This is a genomic window from Pseudomonas sp. R151218B TE3479 (assembly GCF_053629195.1).
Genome location: NZ_JBRJHV010000001.1, coordinates 2216124 through 2228781, shown reverse-complemented (window position 1 = coordinate 2228781; position 12658 = coordinate 2216124). Strand labels below are relative to the sequence as shown.

Below are 12658 nucleotides of genomic sequence, written 5' to 3'. Positions count from 1 at the left end.
TAACTAGAACACATAAAATCCAAAAGGTTTAAAAACGGGGCGAAAAAGTGACGACTGGCAATATCGGGTGTGACTTTTGAGGAAGGAAATGACTTTGGGTAGGAGGGTGCCGGGTGTGACAGTGTCAGGGGATGCTTTTGTGGCGAGGGGATTTATCCCCGCTGGGGTGCGAAGCGCCCCCCGACGGTGTTGGGCCATGCACTTATTTAGCGAGTGCTGCGCACTCGAACGGGGATAAATCCCCTCGCCACAACGGTGCTCGCTTGAATACCCTTCGCTGTCGAGTTACCGCTCGGACTTGGGTGTTGCCACCTTGTCCCTCAGGTACACCGGCTGCGCATCATCGGCTGGAATGGCTTCGCCCCGTGCCCAGGCGAAGCAGGCCAGGGCCAGCAGGTCTTCGGCGTGAGGCAGCAGGGTGGCGTCCTGGCCGGTCAGGCTGACAGCGATGCGTTCGCCGTAACCCCAACCTGTGCCGGCGCCAAACCAGTCACCGTCAGCCCCGCTTGGCAACGCCGCGGCCTCAGGTGGCAATACCGCCTCAGAACCGACCAGGCGCATCTCGCCGTCGGTTTCGCAGTAGCAGCCCCAGTACACCTCGTCCATACGCGCATCAATGGCCGCCGCCACCTGGCGGACGCCGTGCTCACGCATTGCCCGCTGGGCCAGTACCGCCAGGTTCGAGACCGGCAACACCGGCCGCTCCAGGGCAAAGGCCAGCCCCTGCACCACACCGATGGCGATGCGCACGCCAGTAAAAGCCCCTGGCCCACGACCGAAGGCAATCGCGTCCACCGCCTGCAAGGTCGTCCCGGCGTCGCTCAACAGTCGCTGGATCATCGGCAACAGTTTCTGCGCATGCAGACGCGGGATCACCTCGTAATGGCTCGTGACCTTGCCGTTGTGCAGCAAGGCAACGGAGCAAGCTTCAGTCGCGGTGTCCAGGGCCAGCAAGGTGCTCATCGATGTGTCCGTAAATCAGGTGGGAAAAAAGTGCGCCAGTATAAACAACTACGGCCCGCAAGCGGGCCGTAGTTGATGCAACTGATCAGACTTTTCAGCTCAAGGCTGCAAGCACCTTGGCCGTGATCGCTTCGACCGAACCGACACCTTCGATGTGGCTGTATTTCGGCTTGCCGTTGGCAGCCGACAGTTTCTGGTAGAAATCCACCAGCGGCTTGGTCTGGGAATGGTAGACCGACAGGCGATGACGCACGGTTTCTTCTGTGTCGTCCTTGCGTTGCACCAGCTCTTCACCTGTCACGTCGTCCTTGCCTTCGGTTTTCGGCGGATTGTAGACGGTGTGATAAACGCGACCGGAAGGTTCGTGAACGCGTCGACCGGCAATGCGCTGGACGATTTCCTCGTCTTCGACGGCAATTTCAACCACCGCATCCAGCTCGACACCAGCAGTCACCAGGGCTTCAGCCTGGGGAATGGTGCGCGGGAAGCCATCGAACAGGAAGCCATTGGCGCAGTCGGGTTGAGCGATGCGATCCTTGACCAGGGCGATGATCAGGTCATCCGACACCAGGCCGCCGGCATCCATGATGCTCTTGGCTTGAACGCCCAGTGGAGTGCCCGCCTTGACCGCGGCACGCAGCATGTCGCCAGTGGAGATTTGCGGGATACCGAATTTTTCGGTGATGAACTTTGCCTGAGTACCTTTACCGGCCCCGGGAGCTCCCAGCAGAATGACGCGCATCGATGTGCTCCTCAATTTTTTTATGTAAAACGCTCGGATTCGCCTCGTGGGGCCAATCTTCGAAAAACAGGATCGTGACCGCCCAAACGGCCAAAGGCTGATCAAGATACACAGCAGGCCCGACCCACACAAGCCGCCGAAAGTCGGAGTAACCCGCGCCCGATACGACCTTCGGAGGGGGTGGCGAGCGTCGCAACCGAACAACAAACTGTCGCCTGCTCGACCTGCTCCCTCCCCCAGCGGACAACGCCCGGGAACGCCGGACGAGCCGTTTCGGTGCGCTGACTGATGTTAGCCGGTATTACGCAAACCGGCGGCAATCCCCGCCACAGACACCAGCAACGCCTGTTCCACGGGGCTGCCCTGGGCGACATCCTGCTGCCGCGAGCGCGCCAACAGTTCGGCCTGCAACAGGTGCAACGGGTCGAGGTAGGTGTTGCGCAGGCGAATGAATTCCAGCGTGGCTGGGCTATGTGCCAGTAGCTGCGACTGACCGGTCAAGCCAAGGACCACCGAGCAGGCCTGCGACAATAGGTCGCGTAAATGCGCACCCAAAGGCAGCAGCCCAGGTTCCACCAAACGCTCGTCGTAAGAGCGCGCGATATCGGCGTCGGCCTTGGCCAGCACCATCTCCAGCATATCGATGCGGGTCCGGAAGAACGGCCATTGCTCGCGCATCTGCCCCAGCAACTCACCTTCGCCGCGCTCCAGGGCCTTGCTCAGTGCGGTTTCCCAGCCGAGCCAGGCCGGCAGCATCAGGCGGGTCTGGGTCCAGCCGAAGATCCACGGGATCGCCCGCAGGCTTTCGATGCCGCCGGCTCGACGCTTGGCCGGACGGCTGCCCAAGGGCAGGCGCCCGAGTTCCTGCTCGGGGGTGGACTGGCGGAAGTACTCGACGAATTGCGGGTTCTCCCGCACCACGGCGCGATACGCACTGACGCCGTCGGCCGCCAGTTCGTCCATCAAGTCCCGCCACTGCGGCGTGGGTGGCGGCGGTGGCAGCAACGTCGCTTCAAGCACCGCGGCGAGGTAAAGATTGAGGTTCTGTTCGGCGATGTCCGGTAGGCCGAATTTGAAACGAATCATTTCGCCTTGCTCGGTGGTGCGGAAACGCCCGGCCACCGAACCGGGTGGCTGGGACAGGATAGCCGCGTGCGCCGGACCGCCACCACGGCCCACGGTGCCGCCACGCCCGTGGAACAACAGCAGTTCGACTTGCTGCTCGCGGCAAATGTCCACCAGCCGCTCCTGGGCCCGATACTGTGCCCAGGCCGCCGCCGTGGTTCCGGCATCCTTGGCCGAGTCGGAGTAGCCGATCATCACTTCCTGAGGACCTTGCAACCGCGAGCGATAGCCAGGCAGCAGCAACAGCCGCTCGATCACCGGCCCGGCGTTGTCCAGGTCGGCCAGGGTTTCGAACAGCGGCACCACCCGCATCGGCCGCAACACGCCGGCATCCTTCAACAACAACTGCACGGCGAGGACATCGGAAGCCGCGCCGGCCATGGAGATCACATAGGAACCCAGGGACGCCGCCGGTGCCGCCGCCACTTCCCGGCACGTCGCCAACACTTCCGCCGTGTCGGCCGACGGCTTGAAATGGGCCGGCAGCAGCGGGCGCCGGTTGTTCAGCTCCTCGAGCAGGAAGCTGATGCGCTGCTCCTCGTTCCAATCCTCATAGCGGCCCAGGCCCAGGTAGTCGGTGATTTCCGTCATGGCGGCGCTATGACGCGTCGAGTCCTGACGCACATCGAGGCGCACCAGGAACAAGCCGAAGGTCACCGCCCGGCGCAGGCAATCGAGCAACGGCCCGTCGGCAATCACGCCCATGCCGCACTCGTGCAGGGAGTGGTAGCACAGCTCCAAGGGGTCCAACAGTTCGCGGTTGTGCTGCAACACCTCGGCGCCGGGTGGCGTGGCGGCACTCAAGGAGGCGTGGGCCCAGTTGCGGGTGGCGCGCAGGCGTTCACGCAGTTGCTTGAGCACGGCGCGATACGGTTCGGCGCTGTCGCCGGCCTGGGCACGCAAGGCCTCACTGGCGTTTTGCATGGACAACTCGGCCGCCAGTTGGTCAACGTCACGCAGGTACAGGTCCGCCGCCATCCACCGTGCCAGCAACAGCACCTCGCGGGTGACGGCGGCAGTGACATTCGGGTTGCCGTCACGGTCGCCGCCCATCCATGAGGCAAAGCGGATCGGCGCAGCCTCCAACGGCAGACGCAAGCCGGTGGCGGCATGCAGGGCCTGATCGGCCTTGCGCAGGTAATTGGGGATGGCCTGCCACAGCGAATGCTCGATCACCGCGAAACCCCACTTGGCTTCGTCCACCGGGGTCGGTCGGGTGCGGCGGATCTCTTCGGTGTGCCAGGCTTCGGCGATCAAGCGCTGCAGCCGTTCGTGAATCTGCGCGCGCTCGGCGCTGGTCAGGTCGCGGTGATCCTGGGCGGCCAGTTGTGCAGCGATGGCGTCGTATTTCTGGATCAGCGTACGGCGAGCCACTTCCGTGGGGTGGGCCGTGAGGACCAGTTCGATCTCCAGGCGGCCCAACTGCCGCGCCAGCGCCTCGGCGCCATGGCCCTCGGCCCGCAACCGGGCGAGCAGCTCGGGCAGGACCCGTGCTTCGAAGGGCGCCGGTTGCGACTCGTCGCGACGGTGGATCAATTGGTACTGTTCGGCAATGTTGGCGAGATTGAGAAACTGGTTGAACGCTCGCGCCACCGGCAGCAATTCGTCCTCGCTCAGTTGGTTGAGGCTGGCGCTGAGTTCGGCGTCCACGGAGCCGCGTCGGTCCGCCTTGGCCCCCTTGCGGATCTGCTCGATCTTGTCGAGAAACGTGTCCCCGTACTGTTCGCGGATGGTATTGCCCAGCAGTTCGCCGAGCAGGTGGACATCCTCGCGCAAGCGGGCATCGATATCGGTCATCAGCATTTCTCCAGCAAAAAAATCCGGACAGCTCTTGGCTTAGAGAGTGCCGATGCCCGCCGCTTATGACAAGCGACGAAGGGACTTTAAACCTTGTCCAACAAAGCTAGTCTCATGAGTAAGCCACACAACGGCTTGTCACTCACCGCGACTGCCACGAGCAGGCTGATTGAGGTCATCATGAAAATTCGTGAGCTTGCCCAGCATTGGGAAGAAAACGCCAAGGGTCGCCTGACCCAGACCGGCTACACGATCCATCTGGACGTGGAAGCCGCCGCTCGCCTGGCGGCGATTTGCGACATGTACCCCAAGCGCCACCCCGAGGAGCTACTGGGCGAACTGATCGGGGCCGCGCTGGAAGAGCTGGAAGCGAGCTTCCCCTACATCAAGGGTTCACAAGTCGTGGCCACCGACGAAGAAGGTGACCCGCTGTACGAAGACGTGGGCCCGACCCCGCGATTTCTCGCGTTGTCCCGTCGGCATCTGCACGAACTTTCCTCGCAGAACGACAAATCCAAACACTGATTTCCCTATAGCGCAAATCTTGTAGGAGCTGCCGAAGGCTGCGATCTTTTGATCTTTTCGTTTGAGACTCAAGCGGCAGGGGAAAGATCGCAGCCTCGCTTCGCTCGGCAGCGCCTACGCACGCGCCCTCCAAAAAAACGCACGTTCCCTACGCCGGGAATACCGCTGCGCGCCCTGAAAGTTCAGCTTTTCTGCCGCTGACCGATCAGTCAGTAATTCCTTTTGGCGAATGGCCATCCTCGCTGAACTTTTGAAAAACGCCTCGGGTCACACCGAGTAACCATACTGGAACGGTTGTTTAAATAAACGCGCCTTGGCGCCAACGCCTAACCAGACGTCACGGTTTCGGTCCCAGCATGGATTTGTCGTTTTTTCAGGAGTTTTCCAATGGAGTTGAAGCCTATGAATACCTGCACTGCCAAACCCTCATCCACTGGCCTGCGCGGCTTGAAGCTGGCTGCCCTGGCGATCGGTAGCAGCTTCATTCTCGCCGGTTGCGCCGGTAATCCACCGTCTGAGCAGTACGCGGTGACCCAATCGGCGGTCAACAGCGCAGTCAGCGCCGGCGGCACCGAATTCGCCGCTGTGGAAATGAAATCGGCCCAGGACAAACTGAAGCAAGCCGAAATCGCCATGCATGACAAGAAATACGACGAAGCCAAGCGACTGGCCGAACAGGCCGAGTGGGATGCCCGCGTCGCCGAGCGCAAGGCCCAGGCCGCCAAGGCCGAACAAGCACTCAAGGATTCTCAGAAAGGGGTTCAGGAACTGCGTCAGGAAGGCATGAACAAGGTTCAGTAAGCCGTTCACGCCACGACGTACTTCTCATTGATAAAAGGACGACAGACTATGATGCACAAACACTTGATGATGCCCGCCCTGCTCGCAGCCTGCGTAGCCCTGGCCGCTTGCTCCCATGACCCGAACGCGAACCTGGAACAGGCGCGGACCAACTACAACGGCCTGCAGGCCGACCCGGCCGCGACGAAGGTAGCGGCGCTGGAAACCAAAGACGCCGCCGACTTCCTGGCCAAGGCCGACAAGGCTTACATGGATAAGGAAGACGAAGCCAAGGTCGACCAGTTGGCCTACCTGACCAATCAGCGCGTCGAAGTGGCCAAGCAGACCATCGCCCTGCGCAACGCCGAAGCCGAGCTGAAAAACGCCGGCGACGAACGCGCCCGTGCGCTGCTCGACGCTCGCAACGCGCAGATCAAGCAACTGCAGGACAGCCTGAACGCCAAACAGACCGAACGCGGCACCCTGGTGACCTTCGGCGACGTGCTGTTCGCCACCAACAAGTCCGACCTGCGCGCCAGCGGCATCACGAACGTGAACAAGCTGGCGCAGTTCCTCCAGGAAAACCCGGACCGCAAGGTGATCATCGAAGGCTATACCGACAGCACCGGTTCGGATTCCTACAACCAGTCGCTGTCGGAACGCCGCGCGAGCTCCGTGCGCACCGAGCTGGTGAAGATGGGCGTAGACCCAGCCCGTATCGTGACTCAGGGCTACGGCAAGGAATTCCCGGTGGCCGACAACACCAGCGTCTCGGGCCGCGCCATGAACCGTCGCGTGGAAGTGACCATCTCCAACGACAACCAGCCAGTGGCTCCGCGCTCGACCATGAGCGCCAACTGATCGGCTGAGTGCAACAAAAAAGCCCCGCCTGACTTCAATCAGGCGGGGCTTTTTAATGGCTGCACACATTGTGTTGAGCTGGTCGTATCCCCTGTGGGAGCGAGCTTGCTCGCGATGGCGGCAGGTCAGTCGACATAGGTGTTGACTGATCCACCGCTATCGCGAGCAAGCTCGCTCCCACAGGGAATTGTTACGGCTGAAGCTTCTGCGGCGTCTCCTGGCCCATGCAGCGCACCGCGCGTTTCTTCTCGTTGATCAGCACCCCGGTCAGGCCTTTCTGTTGGGTGTCAAACAGCACCAGCACGCCGTCGATGCACTGGGCCACCTGTGGAGCCGGCTCCAGGGAGATCTTGTAATCCTCGCCCGGCACGGTCTTGAGCAGGGTGAATTGGTCGAGCAGCAACGCGTCCTCGGGCTTGGCGAAGTGCAGGTAACCGTAGTACCACAGCACCGCGACGGTGCCGATGATGCTGCAGATACCGGTGATGATCAGGGGGATGGCGTTACGTTCTTCGCTCATTGCGCACTCTCAGCAGATTCAACGGGTGATTTCGGGTAGTTCGGGACCTCGCCCAAGCGGCGCAGGCCGTCAAAGTGCTGGGGGTCGTCGAGGTAGCGCAGCATCACGGTGCGCCAGACCGGGTCGGCGAACGTCTGCACATGGCCGCCGCGGGTCAGTTGCAAGACCCGGGGCGGCGGCGCAGCTTGATACAGGCGGATGCCGTTGGAAAGAGGCACGATAGGGTCATCCAGGCTGTGGTAGATCAATTTCGGTACGCCATTCAATTGCGCCACGGAACTGATCGCGCTGTCACCGTCCGGCACCAGCCAGGACAACGGCACCTGGAACGGCCAGGTCAGCCACGATGTGCTCAGGGCAAAACGTCCGACGTCGCGGTAACTGGCCGGCACGCCATCGAGCACCAGGGCCTTGAGCTGCCGTTGCCGCTGGGGATTTTCCACCAGGTAATGCACCGCCAGCGCGCCGCCCAGGCTCTGGCCGAGCAGCACGAGCGGCTTGCCCTGGACGTCGGGCGACTGATCGAGCCATTGGAACGCGGCGTCGATGTCCTGGTAAATCGCCGGCAGGCTCGGCTCGCCTTCGGACACGCCGTACCCCCGGTAATCGACCATCAACACCTGATACCCCTGCTCCGGCAACCACCAGCTCCCGCCCAGGTGCCAGGCCAGGTTGCCGCCGTTGCCGTGCAAATGCAGCACCGTGCCCTTGACCTCCACGCCTGGTTTGACGGGCAGCCACCAGCCCCGCAGCTTGAGGCCGTCAGCGGTGGTCAAGGTGACGTCGCGGTACTCGAGCTTGGCCCGCTCGGGGGTAAACGGCAGGCCACGTTCGGGGTAGAACAGCAGTGAGCTGCAGCCGCTCAGGGCCAGCAGCAGGCAAAAGATGCCGAGGATTCGCATCCGGTGAAACCTCGCAAGATCAGGGTTGAAACATAACCCCCTTGTGGGAGCGAGCTTGCTCGCGATAGGGGCGGTTCAGTCACGGCTGTGTTGACTGTCCTGCTGCTATCGCGAGCAAGCTCGCTCCCACAGGGGGGTGGGTGTTGTGTTCAAAGGATATTGGAATAATCCGCTTCGATCCGGTCCAGGCTCAGGTGGTTCAGGAAGTTGGAGAAACACATCCAGGCCGACAGGGCATTCATGTCGCGGAACTGCTCGGGCAGGTATTTGGGCGGCACCACCAGGCCTTCGTCCACCAACTGGCGCAACGTGCGCATGTCCTCCAGGGTGGTCTTGCCGCAGAACAGCAGCGGCACCTGCTCCAGCTTGCCTTTGCGCACGGCCAGCTGAATGTAGTTGTAAACCATGATGAAGCCCTTGAGGTAGGACAAGTCTTTGGTAAATGGCAGGCCGGTTGGCACCGAGCCACGGAACACCCGGCTGGCGTTGCCATAGCTTTCGGCCATTTCAAAACCCTGCTCGCGGAAGAATTCGAAGACCTGCAGGAAATCGGCGCCCTCCTCCACCATATGAATGGCCCGGGTGCGGTTGGTGAGCTTGCGCAGGCGACTGGGGTAGGAGGCGAAGGTGATGATTTCCATCAGGATCGCCAGGCCTTCCTGGGTTACCGTGGACGAGGGCGGGCCCTTGGACAGGAAGGTGCAGATCGGCTGGTTCAGGCCGTTGAGGGTGGTGCCGACGTGCACCAGCCCTTCATGGACCTCCAGCGCCCGCACATCGCGCTCGTTGAACATCGCATCGGTGCGGATCTTGATGTAGTCCGCGCCCGCCGCCGCGTCGGCCACGATGCCATCGGACTCGAACACCCGGATGGTTTCCTCGGCTTCGCCGAACACCCGGTTGAGGCGGTGCTGCAACAGGTTGACGGCTTCCTTGGCGCTGAGGACTTTCGGCTCGTCCTTGAGGTCGCCACGGCCATCGATGTTATTCAGGTAATCGGAAAGCATCAGGCCCAGGTCGGCCAGGGTCGGATCGCCGGCGTGGAAGGCATCGGAGGCGGCGCCATAGAGTTCCTGAGAGATCAGCCCGAAATCCTCGGTGCCACGGGCTTCGAGCATGCGCACCACCATGCGGTATTCCTTGCACATGCGGCGCATGATCTGGCCAACCGGGTTGAACTGCCCCAGTTGACGGGTGATGTCACGCTCGATGTTCTGGAACTCCAGCTTCACTTTGCTGGAATCGAAGGACAGTGGTCGGTTGAGGTAATAGTCGCGATCCACCGCGGGCATTTCCTTGCCTTTGGCCTTGAGAAACCCCTTGCGGATATTCTCGTCCCACTTCACCGCATCGAGGATGCGAATCGGCGTTTGCGCCAGCACAATGCGATCGGACAAGGTGCGTATCGTCTGCTGGTAATCGTCCACCCGGAACTCCTGTGAAAAAACGTCCGCTTGTAGCAATTATTGGGATTTGACCAGTCGCTGGTAACGCACGGCTTCCGAGAACACATCGGAATTGGCCGGATCGTCGAGGTAGCTGAAAACCTTGTTCATGTCGCTGTCCACCAACACCCCTTCACCCTCCTCGCTCTGGTTCGGCTGGCCGCTGAGGAGCTTCTGGCCGATGGCCTGGTTGATCTGCTCCAGGTCCAGGTTGTAGATCACCAACTCCTGTTTATCGGTCAATTCGAAACCGGCGATCAGGAAATGTCCGCCATAGCGGGCCGGCACCTTGGCCGACAGGTACCACCGGCTGCCGTGACGGGACACGGTCAGGGGAATGGCTTCGCGCTCATGGGGCCTGGCCCTGAAGTAGCTGATGGCCTGGTAGCGGTGCTTGCCGACCTGCGTCAGCTCCAGGTTCAACGGTTCGCCCCAGGCATTGGTGCTGGTCCAGTGGCCGAGCAGGCCCGCGGGCGCGGCTTCGCTGTCAGGCAACGGCGCCTTGAACGACACCAGGCAGCCACTGAGCAGCAGCAACGACACGGCCAGTACAACGGCACGCCAGGCTTTCATTTGAACTCCCTATGGCATCTGTGGCGAGAGGATTTATCCCCTCGCCACAAGGGGCTGCTGTAACCCAAAAAGGGTCACACCGACGCCAGTACCAGGTGCATGTAGCGGGTCAGGATGCCGAGCATGTCTTCATCGGCTACCGGCTCGGCGCCATTGAGCAAGCCCTGATATTCCATCCGTCCGATAATCGCCGTCAACACTTTGGCATCCTGTTGCGGCTCGCGGGAGCCTAATACCTGGAAAAACTGACACGTGCCGTGCAGCAAAATCTGCTGGTGGGAGCGCACCAACTCCGCCAGGCGCGGGTTGAGCAGGGCTTCCTGGCGAAAGGCCTGCTCGGCCATCAGGTACTCACGACGACTGTCCAGCTGATGGCGTACGTAATCGGCGGTCATCCGGGCAATGTCATCCGCCAGTTGCGAACGCGACTGAGCGCTGCCGTCACCATAGGCAACCATTTCCCGCAGCAGGCCCTCGTTGTTGGCCCACAACTTGGCCATGAACGCTGCGCTGCGTTCCACGTATTGGGCGAAAGTGTCGGTGAGCAGGTCATCGATGTCTTTGAAATAATACGTGGTGGCCGACAGCGGCACGCCCGCTTCGGCGGCCACCGCGCGATGACGCACCGCGCGCACGCCATCGCGCACGACAATGCGCATGGCCGCATCGAGAATCTCCTGGCGACGCTGCTCACTGCCCTGTCGGCTGGCCTTGCGGCCCTGGTACTGAACACTTTCAGCGACAGCCGTGGCGACGCCCGCTGCACCTTCTGAAGCCATTGCACGATTCACGACAGGTCTTCCTCGCTCTTTGAAAAACTAACCAATTGATACGTTTGTACCAGACAGGCAATAAAAAGCCGCCCATCGAGGCGGCTTTTTAATTGAAGCACTTACGCTTGAGGCCGCATGTGCGGGAAGAGAATGACATCCCGGATCGACGGTGAGTTGGTCAACAACATCACCAGGCGATCGATGCCGATGCCTTCGCCGGCGGTCGGCGGCATGCCGTACTCCAGGGCCCGCACGAAGTCGGCATCGTAGTGCATGGCTTCGTCGTCGCCGGCGTCCTTGTCGGCCACCTGGGCCATGAAACGCTCGGCCTGGTCTTCGGCATCGTTGAGCTCGGAATAGGCGTTGGCGATTTCACGCCCACCGATGAACAGCTCGAAACGGTCGGTCACGCTTGGGTTCTCGTCGTTGCGACGGGCCAGCGGCGAGACTTCGAACGGGTACTGGGTGATGAAGTGCGGCTGTTCCAGCTTGTGCTCGACCAGTTCTTCGAAAATCATCACTTGCAGTTTGCCCAGGCCTTCGAAGCCCAGCACCTTGGCGCCGGCCTTCTTGGCGATGGCGCGGGCCTTGTCGATGTCCTGCAGGTCGGCGGCGGTGATCTCAGGGTTGTACTTGAGGATCGAGTCGAACACCGACAGGCGCACGAACGGCTCGCCGAAGTGGAACACCTTGTCGCCGTAAGGCACGTCGGTAGTCCCGAGAACAAGCTGCGCCAGCTCGCGGAACAGCTCCTCGGTCAGGTCCATGTTGTCTTCGTAGTCGGCGTAGGCCTGGTAGAACTCGAGCATGGTGAACTCGGGGTTGTGCCGGGTCGAAACGCCTTCGTTACGGAAGTTGCGGTTGATCTCGAAGACTTTCTCGAAGCCACCGACCACCAGCCGCTTGAGGTACAGCTCCGGCGCGATGCGCAGGAACATTTCCATGTCCAGGGCATTGTGGTGGGTTTCGAACGGCTTGGCCGCCGCACCGCCAGGGATGGTCTGCAGCATCGGCGTCTCGACTTCCAGGAAGTCGCGCTTCATCAGGAAGCTGCGGATGTGAGCGATGACTTGCGAACGTACACGGAAGGTCTGGCGCACCTCTTCGTTGACGATCAGGTCGACGTAGCGCTGGCGATAGCGCTGCTCGGTGTCGGTCAGGCCGTGGTGCTTGTCCGGGAGCGGGCGCAGGGACTTGGTCAGCAGGCGCACGCTGGTCATCTCGACGTACAGGTCGCCCTTGCCGGAACGGGCCAGGGTGCCTTCGGCGGCAATGATGTCGCCCAGGTCCCAGGTCTTGACGGCCGCCAGGGTTTCTTCCGACAGGGTCTTGCGGTTGACGTAGACCTGGATGCGCCCGGTCATGTCCTGGATCACCATGAACGAACCACGATTGAGCATGATACGACCGGCCACCTTGACTGGAATCGCCGCCTCGGCCAGCTCTTCCTTGGTCTTGTCCGCATACTGCTTCTGCAAGACGTCGCAGTAGGCGTCGCGGCGGAAGTCGTTGGGGAAGGCCTGGCCCTTGGCGCGCTCGGCAGCAAGCTTTTCCTTGCGCAGGGCGATCAGGGAGTTTTCTTCCTGTTGCAGGGCTTGCGGGTCGAGTTCTAGGTCGCTCATGTCTTTAAGGATTCCATCACAGGTTCGTTG

General features: G+C 61.6%; 12 protein-coding genes. 3 read left to right on the top strand and 9 right to left on the bottom strand.

The window, feature by feature from the left end; genetic code table 11:
• Positions 1-285 precede the first annotated feature (285 nt).
• From tsaB to ppc, 3 genes are all read right to left on the bottom strand, one after another.
• The gene (tsaB, locus tag AB7M32_RS09865) at positions 286-963 is read right to left on the bottom strand and encodes a tRNA (adenosine(37)-N6)-threonylcarbamoyltransferase complex dimerization subunit type 1 TsaB (RefSeq protein ID WP_454249785.1); all 678 of its coding nucleotides are present in this window, start codon (positions 961-963) and stop codon (positions 286-288) included.
• Positions 964-1057: 94 nt separating this feature from the next.
• Positions 1058-1705, bottom strand: a complete 648-nt coding sequence (adk, locus tag AB7M32_RS09860; RefSeq protein WP_072408226.1) for an adenylate kinase — start codon at positions 1703-1705, stop codon at positions 1058-1060.
• A 291-nt stretch (positions 1706-1996) separates the two neighbouring features.
• Positions 1997-4627 (bottom strand): phosphoenolpyruvate carboxylase, encoded by a 2631-nt coding sequence (gene ppc / locus AB7M32_RS09855; RefSeq protein WP_072408224.1) that lies wholly within the window; start codon positions 4625-4627, stop codon positions 1997-1999.
• Positions 4628-4807: 180 nt separating this feature from the next.
• On the opposite strand from ppc, the gene AB7M32_RS09850 reads away from it, so the two are divergent.
• The 3 genes from AB7M32_RS09850 (at position 4808) to AB7M32_RS09840 (ending at position 6793) form a co-directional block, all read left to right on the top strand.
• Positions 4808-5152 carry a hypothetical protein gene (locus tag AB7M32_RS09850; RefSeq protein ID WP_025212083.1) on the top strand — a complete coding sequence of 115 codons (345 nt, stop codon included), beginning with the start codon at positions 4808-4810 and terminating at the stop codon, positions 5150-5152.
• Positions 5153-5539: 387 nt separating this feature from the next.
• Entirely contained in the window at positions 5540-5953 is a 414-nt protein-coding gene (locus AB7M32_RS09845; protein WP_003198164.1) for a DUF4398 domain-containing protein, read from the top strand.
• Positions 5954-6004: 51 nt separating this feature from the next.
• The gene (locus AB7M32_RS09840; protein ID WP_454252119.1) at positions 6005-6793 is read left to right on the top strand and encodes an OmpA family protein; all 789 of its coding nucleotides are present in this window, start codon (positions 6005-6007) and stop codon (positions 6791-6793) included.
• Positions 6794-6983: 190 nt separating this feature from the next.
• On the opposite strand, the gene AB7M32_RS09835 is transcribed toward AB7M32_RS09840, so the two are convergent.
• From AB7M32_RS09835 to lysS, 6 genes are all read right to left on the bottom strand, one after another.
• The gene (locus tag AB7M32_RS09835; RefSeq protein WP_454249784.1) at positions 6984-7313 is read right to left on the bottom strand and encodes a hypothetical protein; all 330 of its coding nucleotides are present in this window, start codon (positions 7311-7313) and stop codon (positions 6984-6986) included.
• Positions 7310-8215, bottom strand: a complete 906-nt coding sequence (locus tag AB7M32_RS09830; RefSeq protein ID WP_454249783.1) for an alpha/beta hydrolase — start codon at positions 8213-8215, stop codon at positions 7310-7312. Before AB7M32_RS09830 ends, AB7M32_RS09835 begins: the two co-directional genes overlap by 4 nt.
• A 149-nt stretch (positions 8216-8364) precedes the next feature.
• The gene (locus tag AB7M32_RS09825; protein ID WP_053118756.1) at positions 8365-9642 is read right to left on the bottom strand and encodes a flavohemoglobin expression-modulating QEGLA motif protein; all 1278 of its coding nucleotides are present in this window, start codon (positions 9640-9642) and stop codon (positions 8365-8367) included.
• Between the two features lie 36 nt (positions 9643-9678).
• Complete coding sequence (locus AB7M32_RS09820; protein WP_454249782.1) at positions 9679-10233, bottom strand: hypothetical protein; 555 nt, start codon at positions 10231-10233, stop codon at positions 9679-9681.
• A gap of 74 nt (positions 10234-10307) precedes the next feature.
• Positions 10308-11024: a TetR/AcrR family transcriptional regulator gene (locus AB7M32_RS09815; RefSeq protein WP_072408214.1), complete on the bottom strand. Its 717-nt coding sequence runs from the start codon at positions 11022-11024 to the stop codon at positions 10308-10310.
• Positions 11025-11125: 101 nt separating this feature from the next.
• Entirely contained in the window at positions 11126-12628 is a 1503-nt protein-coding gene (gene lysS / locus AB7M32_RS09810; protein WP_072408212.1) for a lysine--tRNA ligase, read from the bottom strand.
• Between the last annotated feature and the right edge of the window lie 30 nt (positions 12629-12658).

Coding starts and splice junctions, on each gene's coding strand:
- tsaB (WP_454249785.1), bottom strand. CDS start 963: ATGAGCACCTTGCTGGCCCTGGACACCGCGACTGAAGCTTGCTCCGTT.
- adk (WP_072408226.1), bottom strand. CDS start 1,705: ATGCGCGTCATTCTGCTGGGAGCTCCCGGGGCCGGTAAAGGTACTCAG.
- ppc (WP_072408224.1), bottom strand. CDS start 4,627: ATGACCGATATCGATGCCCGCTTGCGCGAGGATGTCCACCTGCTCGGC.
- AB7M32_RS09850 (WP_025212083.1), top strand. CDS start 4,808: ATGAAAATTCGTGAGCTTGCCCAGCATTGGGAAGAAAACGCCAAGGGT.
- AB7M32_RS09845 (WP_003198164.1), top strand. CDS start 5,540: ATGGAGTTGAAGCCTATGAATACCTGCACTGCCAAACCCTCATCCACT.
- AB7M32_RS09840 (WP_454252119.1), top strand. CDS start 6,005: ATGCACAAACACTTGATGATGCCCGCCCTGCTCGCAGCCTGCGTAGCC.
- AB7M32_RS09835 (WP_454249784.1), bottom strand. CDS start 7,313: ATGAGCGAAGAACGTAACGCCATCCCCCTGATCATCACCGGTATCTGC.
- AB7M32_RS09830 (WP_454249783.1), bottom strand. CDS start 8,215: ATGCGAATCCTCGGCATCTTTTGCCTGCTGCTGGCCCTGAGCGGCTGC.
- AB7M32_RS09820 (WP_454249782.1), bottom strand. CDS start 10,233: ATGAAAGCCTGGCGTGCCGTTGTACTGGCCGTGTCGTTGCTGCTGCTC.
- lysS (WP_072408212.1), bottom strand. CDS start 12,628: ATGAGCGACCTAGAACTCGACCCGCAAGCCCTGCAACAGGAAGAAAAC.